This is a genomic window from Enterobacter cloacae complex sp. 394I7 (genome assembly GCF_057320345.1).
Genome location: NZ_JBXWCR010000001.1, coordinates 1,768,991 through 1,786,356, shown reverse-complemented (window position 1 = coordinate 1,786,356; position 17,366 = coordinate 1,768,991). Strand labels below are relative to the sequence as shown.

At 57.3% G+C, this 17,366-nt stretch carries 14 protein-coding genes; all 14 read left to right on the top strand.

Annotated features, from left to right (window positions below; all coding sequences use genetic code 11):
• Window positions 1-2 precede the first annotated feature (2 nt).
• The 14 genes from AC2FAP_RS08690 (at window position 3) to bglB (ending at window position 17,354) form a co-directional block, all read left to right on the top strand.
• Window positions 3-764, top strand: coding sequence for a fimbrial biogenesis chaperone (locus tag AC2FAP_RS08690; RefSeq protein WP_032680765.1), 762 nt, complete (start codon window positions 3-5; stop codon window positions 762-764).
• A complete protein-coding gene (locus tag AC2FAP_RS08685) occupies window positions 740-3,124 on the top strand; it encodes a fimbria/pilus outer membrane usher protein (RefSeq protein WP_485452909.1) in 2,385 nt (794 codons plus the stop codon). The genes AC2FAP_RS08690 and AC2FAP_RS08685 overlap by 25 nt, the downstream gene beginning before the upstream one ends.
• Complete coding sequence (locus tag AC2FAP_RS08680; RefSeq protein WP_050736990.1) at window positions 3,121-4,083, top strand: Csu type fimbrial protein; 963 nt, start codon at window positions 3,121-3,123, stop codon at window positions 4,081-4,083. The genes AC2FAP_RS08685 and AC2FAP_RS08680 overlap by 4 nt, the downstream gene beginning before the upstream one ends.
• An 84-nt stretch (window positions 4,084-4,167) precedes the next feature.
• Window positions 4,168-5,832: a methyl-accepting chemotaxis protein II gene (gene tar / locus AC2FAP_RS08675; RefSeq protein WP_020883382.1), complete on the top strand. Its 1,665-nt coding sequence runs from the start codon at window positions 4,168-4,170 to the stop codon at window positions 5,830-5,832.
• Window positions 5,833-5,876: 44 nt separating this feature from the next.
• Window positions 5,877-7,478 carry a methyl-accepting chemotaxis protein IV gene (gene tap, locus AC2FAP_RS08670; RefSeq protein WP_485452908.1) on the top strand — a complete coding sequence of 534 codons (1,602 nt, stop codon included), beginning with the start codon at window positions 5,877-5,879 and terminating at the stop codon, window positions 7,476-7,478.
• 19 nt (window positions 7,479-7,497) lie between these two features.
• Window positions 7,498-8,364, top strand: coding sequence for a protein-glutamate O-methyltransferase CheR (gene cheR / locus AC2FAP_RS08665; protein ID WP_014170664.1), 867 nt, complete (start codon window positions 7,498-7,500; stop codon window positions 8,362-8,364).
• Window positions 8,361-9,410, top strand: a complete 1,050-nt coding sequence (locus tag AC2FAP_RS08660; protein WP_014170663.1) for a protein-glutamate methylesterase/protein-glutamine glutaminase — start codon at window positions 8,361-8,363, stop codon at window positions 9,408-9,410. Before cheR ends, AC2FAP_RS08660 begins: the two co-directional genes overlap by 4 nt.
• A 17-nt stretch (window positions 9,411-9,427) precedes the next feature.
• Entirely contained in the window at window positions 9,428-9,817 is a 390-nt protein-coding gene (cheY, locus tag AC2FAP_RS08655) for a chemotaxis response regulator CheY (protein ID WP_000763862.1), read from the top strand.
• Window positions 9,818-9,830: 13 nt separating this feature from the next.
• Window positions 9,831-10,475, top strand: coding sequence for a protein phosphatase CheZ (gene cheZ, locus AC2FAP_RS08650; protein ID WP_013096065.1), 645 nt, complete (start codon window positions 9,831-9,833; stop codon window positions 10,473-10,475).
• Window positions 10,476-10,750: 275 nt separating this feature from the next.
• Window positions 10,751-11,899, top strand: a complete 1,149-nt coding sequence (gene flhB / locus AC2FAP_RS08645) for a flagellar biosynthesis protein FlhB (protein WP_014170659.1) — start codon at window positions 10,751-10,753, stop codon at window positions 11,897-11,899.
• Window positions 11,892-13,970, top strand: a complete 2,079-nt coding sequence (gene flhA, locus AC2FAP_RS08640; protein WP_485452907.1) for a flagellar biosynthesis protein FlhA — start codon at window positions 11,892-11,894, stop codon at window positions 13,968-13,970. Before flhB ends, flhA begins: the two co-directional genes overlap by 8 nt.
• Entirely contained in the window at window positions 13,967-14,362 is a 396-nt protein-coding gene (gene flhE, locus AC2FAP_RS08635; protein ID WP_123266835.1) for a flagellar protein FlhE, read from the top strand. Before flhA ends, flhE begins: the two co-directional genes overlap by 4 nt.
• Before the next feature lie 264 nt (window positions 14,363-14,626).
• On the top strand, window positions 14,627-16,210 hold the full coding sequence (locus tag AC2FAP_RS08630; RefSeq protein ID WP_025203842.1) for an MFS transporter: 1,584 nt from the start codon (window positions 14,627-14,629) through the stop codon (window positions 16,208-16,210).
• Between the two features lie 4 nt (window positions 16,211-16,214).
• Entirely contained in the window at window positions 16,215-17,354 is a 1,140-nt protein-coding gene (gene bglB, locus AC2FAP_RS08625) for a beta-galactosidase BglB (protein ID WP_449541759.1), read from the top strand.
• Window positions 17,355-17,366: the final 12 nt, after the last annotated feature.

Genomic DNA, 17,366 nt, shown 5'->3' with positions numbered 1-17,366 from the left:
CGATGAAGCCATTTTTCAGACACCTTTGTCTGGTGAGTTTGTTGGGGGGAATGGCTGCGGCGACAGGCCAGGCGCAGGCGGCGGCAACCATTCTGTTGTGGCCCATCGATCCGTGGCTGTCAGCGGATGCCAAAGCCACTGAATTATGGATCCAGAATCAGGGGAACAGCGCAACGACAATGCAGGTCCGCATTGTGCGCTGGAAGCAGGAGGGCGGTTATGAACGCTACTCCGCACAGCAGGATGTGGTGGCCAGCCCGCCCATCGTCACCATTGGCAAAGGCAGTAAGCAGCTTATTCGTCTGATTAAGCAGGGTTCGGTGCCGCTCGGCGTTGAACAGGCCTACCGCATTATTGTGGATGAAATCCCCCAGCCGGATGCCAAAGCCGAGCCGGCCATTGGCCTGAAATTGCAAATGCGCTACTCCATTCCTTTGTTCGTTTATGGGCAGGGGATCCCGACCCTCAAAGAGGGGGCGCATCATGCGCTGGTGGAGACCAAAAATCTGAGCTGGCGGGTGACGCAGGAGAAGGGACATCCTGCCCTGGAGGTCCGTAATCAGGGGGATGTGCACGTCAAACTCAGCCAGGTGGCGCTGGAGCAGGGCGGGCAGAAGCGGACGGTTGCAGACGGATTACTCGGGTATGTTCTTGCGGGCAGCACCCGCACCTGGTCAATCCCGGCCGGAATAGGTCAGCCAGACCGGCTGAGCGCGCAGATTAATGCCAGGGATACGCAATGGCAGTCGACGCCCGTCAACTGAAACCGGCGATGATGATCCTGCTCTGCGTCAGTACCAGCACCTGGGCTGAGCCCGGCGATGACAGTTTACCGCCGCCGCCGCAGGCTCAGGCGTTGAACGGCGAAGCGGTCTTTCAGCTCTCGATTGTGTTGAATCACTACGACACCGGTATGGTGGTGCCCGTGACGCAGCGCGAGGGGGCATTCTTTATTTCCAGCGCCGACCTGCTGCGGGCAGGGCTTCCGCCGGAGCATGTGCCTGCCGGAGACGTGAACCTTTCTACCCTGCCGCAGGTGCGCGTAGAGTACGACAGCGCCGCGCAGCGTCTGCTGCTGGGCGTTCCGGCCGACTGGGTCGCCTCACGCGTGACCCCTTTCAGCGGACAAATGTCACAAAGCAAACCACACTTCGGGCGTGGAGCGCTGCTCAATTACGATCTCTACACCAACCATACGGAACATGTCGGCGGACAGGCCTCGCTCTGGCATGAATTCCGCTACTTCAATGAGAACGGCTCCTTTTCTTCAACCGGCTATGCCCGGGAAAATTTCACCGGAAACGACGGTCAGCAGGAAGGGTATGTGCGCTATGACACGACGCTTCTGATGACGAACGAGGACGAGGCAACGACCTGGACCGCCGGGGATGTGATCAGCGATGCCCTGAGCTGGAGCACCAGCGTGCGCATGGGCGGGATCAGCTACGGGCGGGATTTTTCCCTGCGTCCTGACCTCGTGACCTGGCCACTGCCAGAGTTCTCGGGCGAAGCGGCGGTTCCCACCTCGGTGGATCTCTTTATCAATGGCTATCGTTCCGGCTCGACCCAGCTTCAGCCGGGACCGTTCACCCTGACCAATCTGCCCTATATCAACGGAGCAGGGGACGCGGTACTGGTCACCACCGATGCGCTGGGGCGCCAGGTGAGTACCACGCTGCCGTTTTACGTCACCAGCGAATTGCTGAAACAAGGCCTGAGCGACGGGGCGGTGACGCTCGGTAGCCTGCGGCGTAATTACGGCATCAAGAATTTTGACTACGGCCCGGCGGCGGGTAGCGGATCGTATCGCTATGGCGTTACGGACTGGTTGACGCTGGAGGGCCATGCCGAAGGGGCAGAAGCGCTGGCGCTGGGCGGGATGGGGACGGTGGTTAAATTGGGTCGGTTTGGCGTCGTGAATACCGCGTATTCTAAAAGCCGCATGCGCGGAGATAATGGCGGGCAAATCAACTGGGGCTATCAGTACAGTACCAGTGAATTTAGTGTAGCGACACAGCATACGCGGCGCGATCGCGACTTTGGCAACCTCGCCCTCTATGACCAACCGACGGTCTATGACGAAAATGACCGGCCCATCGCCAGTTTTAGTCGCAACACCGACCAGTACTCTCTCACCTTTAACCTGGGCGAGTATGGCAGTCTCGGTGCTGCGTGGATCGGCGTGGAGAGCTTTGACAACCAAAAAACCGAACTGCTGAATCTCTCCTGGAGCCGCAATCTGTGGGGGGCGAGCAGTATTTATCTGGCCGCAAGCCGCGATCAGCAGCGGGGAGACTGGACGGTGGCCATGTCGCTTCAGGTGCCGCTGGGAGAGCGTGACAGTGCCGCCGTAACCTATGAAAACACGCCAGATGCCGGCAGCACGCAGCGTATCAACTACAACCACTCCATGCCTTCCGACGGTGGCTTTAGCTGGAACATGGCATGGGCCAACCAGTCGAAAGCCAATGATTATCAGCAGGGAACGCTGGGCTGGCGCAATAACAACATCGAACTTCAGGGCGGTGGTTATGGCGAAAGGGGCATGATGACCTGGTGGGGAGAGGCGATGGGCTCGGTTGTGCTGATGGACGGCGAGCTGTTTGCGGCAAATAAAATCAACGATGCGTTTGTGGTGATCAGCACCGACGGTCACCCGGACGTTCCCGTCAGCTATGAGAACCAGCCGGTCGGCAAAACGAACAATAACGGCTACCTGCTGGTCAGCGGGGTATCGGCTTATTACCCGGCCAGTTATCGCATTGATACCCTGAATCTGCCCGCGGATACCCGGCTGAAAGAGACAGAGCGGCGGATCGCTATTCGCCGCCACAGCGGTTATCTGGTCGATTTCCCGATGGAGCAGGAGCGGGTGGCAAGCGTCATTCTGCATGACAAGCAGGGGCAGGCTATCCCGGTGGGAAGCCAGGTTCGACGCGCCTCGCGCAACAATGCGGTGGTGGGGTATGACGGCATCGCCTGGCTGGAAAATCTCAGCGATGTGAACCCGCTTGAGGTGATTACGCCAGACGGAAAACACTGCTCGGCCACGCTGACCGTGGGGGCCAACCCGGAACATAAGCTGCAGACATACGGACCGCTGATTTGCCGGGAGGAACGGTGAAGCGCTTACTGCTGTTGATACTGCTGCTGTTTTCCGGCGGCGGCTGGGCGGCGTGTACCGTCAGTACGGTAAATGCGTCATTTGGTAGCGTCACCTCGTTCGCGCTCAGCGGAACCGGGGAGGTCGAAACCACCGGCAGGCTGATCGTGGCATGCGACGCCGTGCTCAATCTTCTGACCAACGACTCGGTGACGCTGAACTACACCGCCGCGTCGGTTTCAGGCAACAGCCGTGCCACCATGAAACGCACCGACAATGCGGCCATCACGGATGTGATCCCCACCCGGTTGTGCGGATTAACGGGGTGTTCGGGCAATAGCGAAGTGCAAATCAGCAAAGCTTATACCTGGAGCGGCAACACCCTGCTGGGATTACTGGGGTCAAAACAGTACAGCATTCCGCTTTATTTCCGCACCGTTGCCGGACAAAACGTCACAGCCGGGCCCTATCAGGTGCTGCTCACCTTCAGCATCAACTACAGCGTCTGTTCCGTGGGCGTGCTGGGCCTTTGCACCGTTCCCCAGACAGGCACGGCGACCACCAGTATTCTTCTCAACATGACCGTCACCAACGACTGCAGCGCCATGACCACGCCGGACGTCAACTTCAACAGTGCGCCGCTGGTGCAAAGTTTCCCCACTGTCTCGCAGGCGATTGCCGTCACCTGTACCAAAGGAAGCACTTACACTATCGGAATTAATAATGGTGCCAACGCGCTGAATAATGTTCGCCGCATGGTGAGCGGCAGTAACTACATGAGTTACGACATTTATAAAGAAGCCACGACCAACCGCTGGGGTGGCAGCGGTACCGAGCGCTGGACCAGCGCAACCTCCTCGCAGGTCAGTACCGACGGTTTATTGCGAACCTACAACTACACTGCCAAAGTCCTTACCAGCCAGTCTACGCCGCCTGCCGGCACCTATACCGATACACTGATCGTTGACGTTGCGTTTTAACCCCGCGCTTTTCCCTTTCTCAAATGTAAAGTTCCTGTAGTCAGTGCCGATAACACCGTTAATAAATCTATGAGAAGGTGTTGTATGTTGAACCGTATCCGCGTTGTCACAATGCTTATGATGGTGCTGGTCATTTTCGCACTTCTTCAGCTTACCTCCGGCGGGCTTTTTTTCTCGTCACTTAAACAAAACCAGGACAGTTTCGCCGCCTCGAACGATCTCCGCGTACAGCAGAGTGAACTGACCTCGACGTGGGATCTGATGCTGCAAACGCGTATCAACCTGAGCCGCTCTTCCGCCCGCATGATGATGGATCCGAATAATCAGCAGAGCAGTGCGAAAACGGAACTGCTGAAAAATGCGCGGGCGACCCTTGCTGACGCCGCGAAACACTACGACGCCTTTAAGAAAATCACGCCACAGCCTGCCATGGCGCAGGTGAGCCAGAATATCGATGAAAAGTACAACGCCTACTATGCCGGTCTGACGGAGCTTATTCAGTTCCTGGAAAGCGGCAACATGGACGCGTATTTCGCGCAGCCTACCCAGGGGATGCAAAACGCCCTTGGTGCGGCACTCGGGGAATACGCCAAAGCCAGTGGCGACCTGTATCACTCGGCCTTTACGCAAAGCCAGAATGATTACCGCTTTGCCAAATGGCAGATGGCCGTCATGGCGCTGGCGCTGGTCATCGTGCTGGTGGGCGTGTGGTACGGCATTCGCCACATCCTGCTTAATCCTCTCGGTCGCGTCATTGCCCACATTCGCGAGATTGCCGGTGGTGACCTGACCAAAACGCTGACCGTCTCCGGGCGCAATGAAATTACCGAGCTGGCAAACAGCGTTGATCATATGCAGCGCTCGCTAATTGAGACCGTCGCCAACGTGCGTAACGGATCGGAAGCCATTTATACCGGTACCAGCGAAATTGCGATGGGCAACAACGATCTGTCGTCGCGCACCGAACAGCAGGCGTCGGCGCTCGAAGAGACCGCCGCCAGCATGGAGCAACTTACCGCGACCGTGAAGCAGAACGCGGACAACGCCCGTCAGGCCTCACAGCTGGCGGAAAGCGCGTCCGAAACGGCGCAGCGAGGCGGTCGCGTGGTGGACGGCGTGGTGAAAACCATGCACGAAATCGCCGACAGTTCGAAGAAAATCGCCGACATCATTAGCGTTATCGACGGCATCGCTTTCCAGACCAATATCCTCGCCCTCAACGCCGCCGTTGAAGCCGCACGTGCGGGCGAGCAGGGGCGCGGGTTTGCCGTGGTGGCCGGGGAAGTGCGCAACCTTGCCAGCCGCAGTGCCAACGCGGCGAAAGAGATCAAGGCCCTGATTGAAGACTCCGTTTCCCGCGTCGATACCGGCTCCGTGCTGGTAGAAAGCGCAGGGGAAACCATGAATGACATCGTGAATGCCGTTACCCGCGTAACGGACATCATGGGTGAAATCGCCTCTGCGTCGGATGAGCAGAGTCGTGGTATCGACCAGGTCGCTCTGGCGGTATCGGAAATGGATCGCGTGACACAACAAAACGCCGCGCTGGTGCAGGAATCCGCTGCGGCGGCCGCTGCGCTGGAAGACCAGGCAAGCCGTCTGAAGATGGCCGTCTCGGCGTTTCGTCTCGCTTCACTCGCTGGAAACACGGTCACCCCGCAAGCAACGTATCTCGCGCCTGCTGCCGCAGCGGCAGCGACCCGTAAACCTGCAGCGACGACCGGACATGAAAACTGGGAAACATTTTGACTGACATTTAAACCGCGGCTGCTTGCCGCATGATGGGAGCGTGGATGTTAAATCGTATTCGTATCTCGACCACACTGTTTTTGATTCTGATCCTTTGCGGTGTGTTGCAGGTTGGCAGTAACGGGTTGTCTTTTTGGGCGTTTCGCGATGGCTATCAGAATTTGCAGGAAGTTGAGGCGAGTAACCAGCAGCGCGCCGCCGTGGCACAGACGCGCGCCGTACTGTTGCAGGCAAGCACGGCGCTGAACAAAGCGGGAACCTTAACTGCCCTGAGTTATCCGCCGGATGACATCAAGGCGTTGATGGTGACCGCGCGCGACAGCCTGAAGCTGGCTGACGCGCAGTTTAACGCCTTCGCGGCACAGGACGCCGGCAGCGCGGAAGTGAAAGCGCTGAAAGTCGCGATGAAGAAGCGTTTTGATCAGTGGCACAGCGACCTGGAGCACCAGGCGACCTGGCTTGAGAACAACCAGCTCTCGGACTTTATGACCGCGCCAGTCCAGGCGTCCCAGGCGGCGTTTGATGCGAGCTTTAATGCCTGGCAGCAGAACATTAACCAGTTTGTCCAACGCGCCGGGAATGACAGCCGTAAAAACTACCATATGTCAGGCGTGATTTTTGCCGTGGTGGTGATTCTGGCGGTGCTGCTGACCGGCGGTGCCCTGTACTGGTCGCGCAGAATGATTGTGCACCCGCTGGCGATCGTCAGCAGCCACTTCGACAGTATTGCGAAGGGTAACCTGGCGCGTCCGGTGGCGGTGTACGGCAAGAACGAAATTTCGGCGATTTTTGCCAGCCTGAAGGCGATGCAGGGCGCCCTGCGGGAAACGGTCTCCGATGTGCGACAGGGCAGTTATGCCATGCACACCGGGATCTCGGAGATTGCGGCAGGTAATAACGATCTCTCGTCGCGCACCGAGCAGCAGGCTGCTTCGCTGGCGCAAACGGCTGCCAGCATGGAGCAGCTCACCGCGACGGTAAGCCAGAACGCGGATAACGCGCGTCAGGCGTCTGACCTGTCCAGACAGGCGGCGATGACGGCGAAGAAGGGGGGCGATCAGGCCTCTCACGTGGCCAGTACCATGCAGGATATTGCCGCCAGTTCACAGAAAATTGGCGACATCATCAGCGTGATTGACGGTATTGCGTTCCAGACCAACATTCTGGCGCTGAACGCGGCCGTTGAAGCGGCACGAGCCGGTGAGCAGGGGCGTGGTTTTGCGGTTGTGGCCGGTGAAGTCCGTAATCTGGCGAGCCGCAGCGCCAACGCCGCGAAAGAAATTAAAGGACTGATTGAAGAGTCCGTTTCGCGCGTCCAGCAAGGCTCTGCCCTGGTGGACACGGCGGCGAAAACCATGCACGAAATCGTCACCTCCGTTACGCGGGTTAACGACATCATGGGCGAGATTGCTTCTGCGTCCGATGAACAGCGTCGCGGAATTGAGCAGGTGGCCCAGGCGGTAAGCCAGATGGATCAGGTCACGCAACAAAACGCCTCGTTAGTGGAGGAAGCGGCAGCGGCAACCGATCAGCTGGCCAGCCAGGCGGATCATCTGACCGGGCTGGTCGCGATATTTAATGTGAAAGAGCACGTTGAAGCAGTAACAGAAGTCGGGCGGTCGCAGGCCGTGCCAGTTGTATCCTGAATGTAATTAAGAAGGCGCTATGACATCACCAATGCCCCCAGGGCAAACGTCATTACTGTTGCAGATGACACAGCGCCTCGCGCTGTCCGACGCGCATTTTCGTCGGATATGTCAGTTAATCTACCAGCGTGCGGGGATTGTGCTTGCCGATCATAAGCGAGACATGGTCTACAACCGTCTGGTGCGGCGCTTGCGTACGCTGGGGCTGGACGATTTTGGTCGCTATCTGAGCATGCTCGAAGCGAACCAGAACAGCGCAGAGTGGCAGGCTTTTATTAACTCGTTAACCACCAACCTGACCGCATTTTTCCGTGAAGCTCACCACTTCCCGGTCCTGGCGGAGCACGCGCGTCGCCGCAGCGGGGAGTATCGCGTCTGGAGTGCGGCCGCCTCAACCGGGGAAGAGCCGTACTCGCTGGCGATCACCCTTGCCGACACGCTGGGCATGGCGCCTGGACGCTGGAAAGTCTACGCCAGTGATATTGATACCGAAGTGCTGGAGAAGGCACGCAACGGCGTGTATCGACAGGATGAACTGAAAACGCTGTCACCTCAGCAGTTGCAGCGTTACTTCATGCGCGGAACCGGCCCGCATGAAGGCCTGGTGCGCGTGCGCCAGGAGCTGGCGAACTGTGTCGAATTCGCGCCCGTCAACCTGCTGGATAAGCAGTACAACGTGCCGGGGCCATTCGACGCTATTTTTTGCCGTAACGTCATGATCTATTTTGATAAAACGACGCAACAGGACATTCTGCGTCGGTTTGTTCCGTTGCTCAAGCCTGACGGTTTACTGTTTGCCGGGCACTCGGAAAACTTCAGCAACCTCGTGCGTGAGTTTAGCCTGCGTGGGCAAACGGTATATGCGCTGAGTAAGGAAAAAGCATGAGTAAAATCAGGGTGTTGTCTGTCGACGATTCTGCGCTGATGCGCCAGATCATGACTGAAATTATCAATAGCCACAGCGACATGGAGATGGTGGCGACAGCGCCTGATCCGCTGGTAGCGCGGGATTTAATTAAAAAATATAACCCCGACGTGTTAACGCTGGATGTCGAAATGCCGCGCATGGATGGCATTGATTTCCTGGAAAAATTGATGCGCCTGCGGCCCATGCCGGTGGTGATGGTCTCATCCCTGACCGGAAAAGGATCTGAAATTACCCTGCGTGCGCTGGAGTTAGGGGCGGTGGATTTTGTCACCAAACCTCAGCTTGGCATTCGTGAAGGGATGCTGGCGTACAGCGAAATGATCGCCGAGAAGATCCGCACCGCGTCGCGTGCGAAGCTTGCCGCGCACAAACCGATGGATGCACCGGTAACGCTGAAGGCCGGTCCTTTACTCAGTTCAGAAAAACTGCTGGTGATTGGGGCGTCAACCGGGGGAACAGAGGCAATTCGTCATGTACTCCAGCCATTGCCGCTGTCAAGTCCGGGTATTCTGATCACGCAGCATATGCCACCAGGCTTTACCCGCTCGTTCGCCGAGCGTCTGAACAAGCTGTGTCAGATCAGCGTGAAAGAGGCGGAAGACGGTGAGCGCGTACTCCCCGGCCATGCGTATATCGCACCGGGTGACAAGCATATGGAGCTGGCGCGCAGTGGCGCTAACTATCAAATCAAAATTCATGACGGGCCGCCGGTAAACCGGCACCGTCCGTCGGTGGATGTGCTGTTTCATTCGGTGGCGAAACATGCGGGGCGCAACGCCGTTGGGGTGATCCTGACGGGGATGGGTAACGACGGTGCCGCCGGAATGCTTGCAATGCACCAGGCTGGCGCCTGGACGATTGCGCAGAATGAAGCAAGTTGTGTGGTGTTCGGCATGCCGCGCGAGGCCATCAATATGGGTGGCGTGAGCGAAGTGGTCGATCTTAGCCAGGTAAGCCAGCAGATGCTGGCGAAAATCAGTGCCGGACAGGCAATACGTATTTGACTCAGGAGTATTATTTTATGGCGGATAAAGAGCTTAAGTTTTTGGTTGTGGATGACTTTTCCACCATGCGTCGTATCGTACGCAACCTGCTGAAAGAGCTGGGCTTCAACAACGTTGAAGAAGCAGAAGACGGCGTTGATGCGCTGAACAAACTGCAGGCGGGCGGGTTTGGTTTTGTTATCTCCGACTGGAACATGCCAAACATGGACGGTCTGGAACTGCTGAAAACCATCCGTGCGGACGCGGGAATGGCGTCATTGCCGGTTCTGATGGTGACTGCAGAAGCGAAAAAAGAGAACATTATTGCCGCAGCACAGGCGGGCGCTAGTGGCTATGTTGTGAAGCCGTTCACTGCGGCCACCCTGGAAGAGAAGCTCGGTAAGATCTTCGAGAAACTCGGCATGTGAGGTGTTGGTTATGATGATGCAACCTGCTATGAAACCCGTTGAAGAACACTCGCCCAGCGATATCATTGCCCGCATCGGCAGCCTGACACGCATGCTGCGTGACAGCCTGCGTGAACTGGGGCTAGACCAGGCAATTGCCGAAGCGGCGGAAGCCATTCCGGATGCCCGCGATCGTCTGGACTATGTTGTGCAGATGACCGCTCAGGCGGCTGAACGTGCGCTGAACAGCGTTGAAGCGTCACAACCGCATCAGGATGCGATGGAGAAAGGCGCGAAAGCGCTGACCAAACGCTGGGATGAGTGGTTTGAGAATCCAATCGAGCTGGCGGATGCCCGCGAGCTGGTCACGGATACCCGTCAGTTCCTGGGCGATGTGCCGGGCCACACCAGCTTTACCAACGCGCAGCTGCTGGACATCATGATGGCGCAGGATTTCCAGGACCTCACGGGCCAGGTTATCAAGCGCATGATGGATGTGATTCAGGAAATTGAACGTCAGTTGCTGATGGTGCTGCTGGAGAACATTCCGGAACCGGCCGCTCGTCCAAAACGCGAGAACGAAAGCCTGCTCAACGGTCCACAGCTCGACGCCACCAAAGCGGGCGTTGTGGCAAGCCAGGATCAGGTAGACGACCTGCTGGACAGCCTTGGTTTCTGATTGAGGTGATGACCCTCAGGTTGCACGCGCAACCTGAGGGTATGCCGCTTAATTTTGAGTGCATAACGCTGGGGTGGCTGGCTCTTGCTCCCGCACTGCTTGCTGACAGTGTTGCCAAACGCTATCTCAAATTTTTTTTGCCGTTTTTTACTCATCACCCGATTGCTCCGACGCTGAACTGGCTAAAAGAACCCGGTTATTGGGTTTTTTCAACCCATTGATGAAAGGTCAGGCTGGCATGATACCCGTGACTAAATGGGCTGCGAGCAGGCACTGTGGCAGAAGAGAACGACGACAAAACGGAAGCCCCCACACCCCACCGACTAGAAAAAGCGCGTGAGGAAGGGCAGGTCCCCCGATCCCGAGAACTGACATCCCTGCTGATCCTCATCGTAGGCGTGTGCATTATCTGGTGGGGTGGGGAGGCGCTCGCCCGCAAACTGGCGGGAATGCTCTCGGCTGGCCTACGTTTTGACCACAGTATGGTCAACGACCCTAACCTGATCCTCAGCCAGATAATCCTGCTCGTTAAAGATGCCATGCTTGCGCTGTTGCCCCTGATTACCGGCGTCGTGCTGGTGGCGCTGGTCTCGCCCGTAATGCTGGGCGGTCTGGTGTTTAGCGGGAAATCGCTGCAACCCAAGTTTTCGAAACTGAACCCGCTGCCGGGGATTGCGAAAATGTTCTCGGCGCAAACCGGTGCGGAGTTGCTTAAAGCGATTCTGAAATCGGTCCTGATGGGCAGTACCGGCGGTTTTTTTCTGTGGCACCACTGGCCGGAAATGATGCGCCTTATCAGCGAATCGCCGTTAACCGCGATGAGCAATGCGCTGAACCTGGCCGGGCTCTGTGCCCTGCTGGTGGTGCTCAGCATTATTCCTATGGTGGGTTTTGACGTTATCTTCCAGCTTTACAGCCACTTCAAGAAACTGCGCATGTCTCGTCAGGATATTCGGGATGAATATAAGCAGATGGAAGGTGACCCGCACGTGAAAGGGCGTATCCGCCAGATGCAACGTGCTGCCGCCCGTCGACGGATGATGGAAGATGTGCCAAAAGCCGACGTCATTGTGACTAACCCGACACACTATTCCGTTGCGCTGCAGTACGACGAAAACAAAATGAGCGCGCCGAAAGTGGTGGCGAAAGGGGCGGGGCTCATCGCCCTGCGTATTCGTGAAATTGGTACCGAAAACCGGGTGCCCATACTCGAAGCGCCTCCGCTGGCGCGAGCGCTGTATCGCCATGCGGAAATTGGACAACAGATCCCAGGACAACTCTACGCCGCGGTGGCGGAAGTGCTGGCCTGGGTATGGCAGTTGAAACGCTGGCGTCTGGCTGGCGGTCAACGGCCTGTGAAACCTGAGAACCTTCCGGTGCCTGACGCGCTGGATTTTATGAACGAGAAGGACACTGATGGCTAATCTGGTGGCAATGTTGCGCCTGCCCGGCAACCTGAAATCGACGCAATGGCAGATCCTTGCCGGACCGATTCTCATCCTGCTAATTCTGTCGATGATGGTCTTGCCGCTTCCGGCGTTCATCCTCGACCTGCTTTTCACATTCAACATTGCGTTGTCCATTATGGTTTTGCTGGTGGCGATGTTCACCCAGCGCACCCTTGAGTTCGCCGCATTCCCGACCATTCTGCTGTTTACCACCTTGTTAAGGCTGGCGCTGAACGTGGCGTCAACCCGTATCATTCTGATGGAAGGCCACACCGGTGCTGCCGCGGCGGGTAAAGTGGTTGAGGCATTCGGCCACTTCCTGGTCGGCGGTAACTTTGCCATCGGTATCGTGGTGTTCGTCATTCTCGTCATCATTAACTTTATGGTTATCACCAAAGGTGCCGGACGTATCGCGGAAGTGGGCGCGCGTTTTGTGCTTGACGGGATGCCGGGCAAGCAGATGGCCATCGACGCGGATCTGAACGCCGGGCTTATTGCCGAAGATGAAGCCAAAAAGCGCCGCTCGGAAGTGACGCAGGAAGCTGACTTCTATGGCTCAATGGACGGTGCGAGTAAGTTTGTTCGCGGTGATGCCATTGCGGGCATCCTGATCATGGTGATTAACGTGGTCGGCGGCCTGCTGGTGGGCGTGCTGCAGCACGGCATGGACATGGGCCACGCGGCGGAAAGCTATACGCTGCTGACCATTGGTGACGGTCTGGTGGCTCAGATCCCGGCACTGGTCATCTCAACGGCGGCGGGGGTTATCGTGACCCGCGTCAGTACCGATCAGGATGTTGGCGAGCAGATGGTCGGGCAGCTCTTCAGCAACCCGCGCGTGATGCTGCTGGCCGCCGCGGTGCTGGGCCTGCTCGGTCTGGTGCCGGGAATGCCAAACCTGGTGTTCCTGCTGTTCACTGCGGCATTGCTGGGCCTTGCCTGGTGGATGCGTGGCCGTGAGATGACCCCGGCAGCGGAACCTGCTCCGGTAAAAATGCCGGAGAACACGCAGGCCGTGGAAGCGACCTGGAACGACGTTCAACTGGAAGACTCGCTGGGAATGGAAGTAGGGTATCGTCTCATCCCGATGGTCGATTTCCAGCAGGATGGCGAACTGTTGGGCCGAATCCGCAGCATCCGTAAAAAATTCGCCCAGGACATGGGCTTCCTGCCGCCGGTGGTTCACATCCGCGACAATATGGATCTGCCGCCAGCGCGCTATCGTATTCTGATGAAAGGCGTAGAGATTGGCAGCGGTGATGCTTATCCAGGCCGCTGGCTGGCCATTAATCCAGGCACCGCGGCGGGTACGCTGCCGGGCGAGCAAACCATCGACCCGGCCTTTGGCCTGGCTGCCATCTGGATTGAAAGTGCGCTGAAAGAGCAGGCGCAAATTCAGGGCTACACTGTGGTGGAGGCGAGTACCGTGGTGGCGACCCACCTGAACCATCTAATTGGACAATTCTCGGCAGAGCTGTTTGGTCGTCAGGAAGCCCAGCAACTGCTCGATCGCGTCACGCAGGAGATGCCGAAGCTGACAGAAGATCTCGTGCCAGGCGTCGTGACGCTGACCACGCTGCACAAGGTGCTGCAAAACCTGCTCGAGGAAAAAGTGCCGATCCGCGATATGCGTACCATTCTGGAAACCCTCGCCGAGCATGCACCGTTGCAAAGCGATCCACACGAGCTCACGGCGGTGGTGCGCGTGGCACTGGGGCGGGCGATCACGCAGCAGTGGTTCCCGGGCACCGGGGAAGTGCAGGTTATCGGCCTCGATACGCCGCTTGAACGTCTGCTGATGCAGGCTCTGCAGGGCGGTGGAGGGCTGGAACCTGGCCTGGCCGACCGTCTGCTGGAGCAAACACAAGAGGCGCTGGCGCGTCAGGAGATGCTGGGTGCGCCACCTGTTCTGCTGGTGAACCATGCGCTGCGTCCGCTGCTGTCGCGCTTCCTGCGCCGTAGCCTGAACCAGCTGGTCGTGCTGTCGAATATGGAGTTGTCGGATAACCGTCATATCCGTATGACGGCGACGATCGGAGGAAAATAATGCGTAAGTGGTTATGGATCTTACTTTTTCCGCTGGTGGCCCAGGCCGCCGGGGAAGGGACCTGGCAGGCCAGCAGTATTGGCGTGACCCTCAGCAATCGCGGTGTCGCCATGTCTTCGCGACCACTATCACCGACTGAGCCGGTGTCCGGTCTGATGACCCTAGTGGTCTGGAACTACACGCTTATTGGCCCAACGCCTGCCGGACTTCGGGTACGGCTGTGCTCCCAGACACGCTGTACGGAAATTGATGGAGAGAATGGCACCACTCAGGCCTTCAACGGCGTGCCTGCTGTCGAACCTTTGCGCTTTATCTGGGAAGTGCCGGGCGGCGGACGCCTGATCCCTGCGCTGAAAGTTCAGCGTAATTCCGTCATCGTCAACTACCGCTAATACCCCGCCTTCTGCGTCAGCCATCAGCCATTTCTGATGGCTGGCTCGCAAAAAATGACCTCCTCTTTTGATGTAAAAGAAACGCTGTTTTATAAATCAGTGACGCGCGTAACGACACTCTTTGCATTTTTGCCAGCCGCTTGCCGGTGATGGCAAAAACAGAAAGGTATCACCAGGTGGATACTCTTACTGTAGCCGTGTAATAACTCCCGGATCAGATTTTGCTTACAGGGAGTCTCCCAAAACTGAGTAGGGTTGACGGCAATGAAAACACGAAAAATTGGACTCGCAAATTATCTTGCTTACGGGTCAGGCGATTTCCTCGGGGCGGGAACCACCGCCCTGACGGCGGCCTGGCTTTTGTATTTTTATACAACGTTCTGTGGACTCTCCCCGATTGAAGCAACCTTCATCTTTGCTGCCGCAAGGGTACTGGATGCCGTCGTCAGCCCTTTGATGGGCTTTTTGACCGATAACTTTGGCACGACCTGGCTCGGCAAGCGCTTCGGTCGGCGTAAGTTCTTTATTCTGCTGGGGATCCCGTGCGTGTTCAGCTACTCCCTGATGTGGGTGGGGGAGATGAGTTTCTGGTATTACCTGCTGACCTATCTGGTGTTCGATATCGTCTACACCATGATTCTGGTGCCGTACGAAACGCTGGTGCCGGAAATGACCGATGACTTTAAACAGAAAACCCGCTTCTCAGGTGCCCGTATCTCGATGGCGCAAATGTCTGCCATCCTGGCCTCATTCCTGCCGGGGATCCTGCTCACGCATTTCGGCAAAGACAACGCGGTCTCCTTTTTCTATGCAAGCCTGGTCTTCTCCGTGCTGTGCGCGCTGATGCTGATGCTCGTCTGGTTCTTCACCTGGGAGCGACCGCGGGAAGAGTGGAGCGAAGCCGCCCTGCGTGCCGAAGAAGAGAAGAAGAAACTGTCGCTCGGGCAGAGCCTCAACCGCCTGTTTGTGGAGTTGAGCTCTACGCTGCGCGTGAGAATTTTTCGTCAGCATCTGGGGATGTACCTTGGCGGGTATATCGCCCAGGACGTCTTTAATGCCGTGTTTACCTACTACGTGGTTTTCGTGCTGATGCAGGAAGCATCCATGGCCTCCAGCCTGCTGGGCACGATGGCCATCTTCCAGTTTATTGCGGTTATCGCCATGATCCCGCTGTGCATTCGCTTCGGACCCGCGCCGTCCTATCGGATGGTCGTGGTGCTGTTTGGCCTGGCATCGCTTTCCTACGCCGTGCTGTATTACGCGGGCCTGAGTGATATCTACTCTCTGTTATTGCTGGTCTCTGCAGTTGCCGGTCTGGGACGCGGTGGGATCAACTATGTACCGTGGAATACCTACACCTACATTGCTGATGTCGATGAAGTGATCACCGGCCAGCGCCGCGAAGGGATTTTCGCCGGCATCATGACGCTGACCCGTAAAGCCTCGCAGGCGGGGGCGGTAATGCTGGTGGGCATTGTGATGCAGATGTCCGGCTTTGTCAGCGGACAAAAGACCCAGCCCGCGGAAGTGAGCCACACCATTCTGCTGATCCTGAGCGTGGGAACGCTTCTGGTTCTGTTCTGCGGCTTCCTGGTTTCGCTGCGTTTCAAACTCAATTTGCACACCCACACCACGCTGCGTGAAGAGACCGCCAAAATGCGCGCGTCTGGTCGCGCCATTCCTGAGAGTGCGACACCAGAAGCCCGCGCCACCGTGGAGATGCTGGCCGGTATGCCTTATGCGTCGCTTTGGGGCAATAACAACATCGGTTATCTGAATCGTAATAAGCCTGCGGCACCTTCGCTGAAGGGGCGCGCGGTACTGAATTCGACATACAACAGAGGTTAAGATAATGAAAGTTTGGCCGGTCAAACACAGTCCACTCCTGCGTCAGCCTGCGCATTTCATCGCCCGGGACGAGCTAAAATCGCTGATTGAAAAGGTGACGCATAACCTCGTTAATATCCACGATACAACAGGTGAGTTTTTACTGCGCCTGGACGACGGGCGGGTCATTGACACCAAAGGATGGGCAGGCTGGGAGTGGACCCACGGCGTGGGGTTATACGGTATCTGGCAGTATTACTGCCAGACGGGCGACGAAGCGATGCGTGACATCATTGACCGCTGGTTTGCCGATCGTTTCAGGGAAGGGGCGACCACCAAAAACGTGAATACCATGTCACCGTTCCTGACGCTGGCTTATCGTTACGAAGAGACCAGAAACCCGGCCTGGCTGCCGTGGCTGGAAAGTTGGGCGGAGTGGGCCATGAATGAGATGCCGCGCACCGACCATGGCGGCATGCAGCACATCACCCTGGCGGAAGAGAATTCTCAGCAGATGTGGGATGACACGCTGATGATGACGGTTCTGCCGCTGGCGAAAATCGGCAAGCTCCTTAATAAACCGGAGTACGTTGAAGAGGCGGTGTATCAGTTTCTGCTGCACGTGCAGAACCTGATGGATCGCGAAACCGGCCTGTGGTTCCACGGCTGGAATTACGAAGGCCACCATAACTTTGCGAAGGCACGCTGGGCACGAGGCAACAGCTGGCTGACCATCGTGATCCCGGATTTCCTTGAGCTGGTGGATTTGCCTGAACATAACGCCGTTAGCCGCTACCTTGTGCAGGTGCTGAACGCGCAGATTGCGGCCCTCGCCAAATGTCAGGACGATAGCGGCCTGTGGCATACGCTGCTCGACGATCCGCGTTCCTACCTTGAGGCGTCAGCCACGGCAGGCTTTGCCTACGGTATTCTGAAAGCGGTGCGTAAACGCTATGTCGGCGCGGAATATGCTGCGGTGGCGGAGAAAGCAATTCGCGGCATTGTGGAAAATATCTCGCCGGAAGGGGAGTTACTGCAGACGTCGTTCGGTACGGGGATGGGCAGCGATCTGGCGTTCTATCGCCAGATCCCACTCACGTCGATGCCCTATGGACAGGCCATGGCAATCCTGTGTTTAACAGAATACCTGCGCAAATATTTTTGAACATAAAAAACC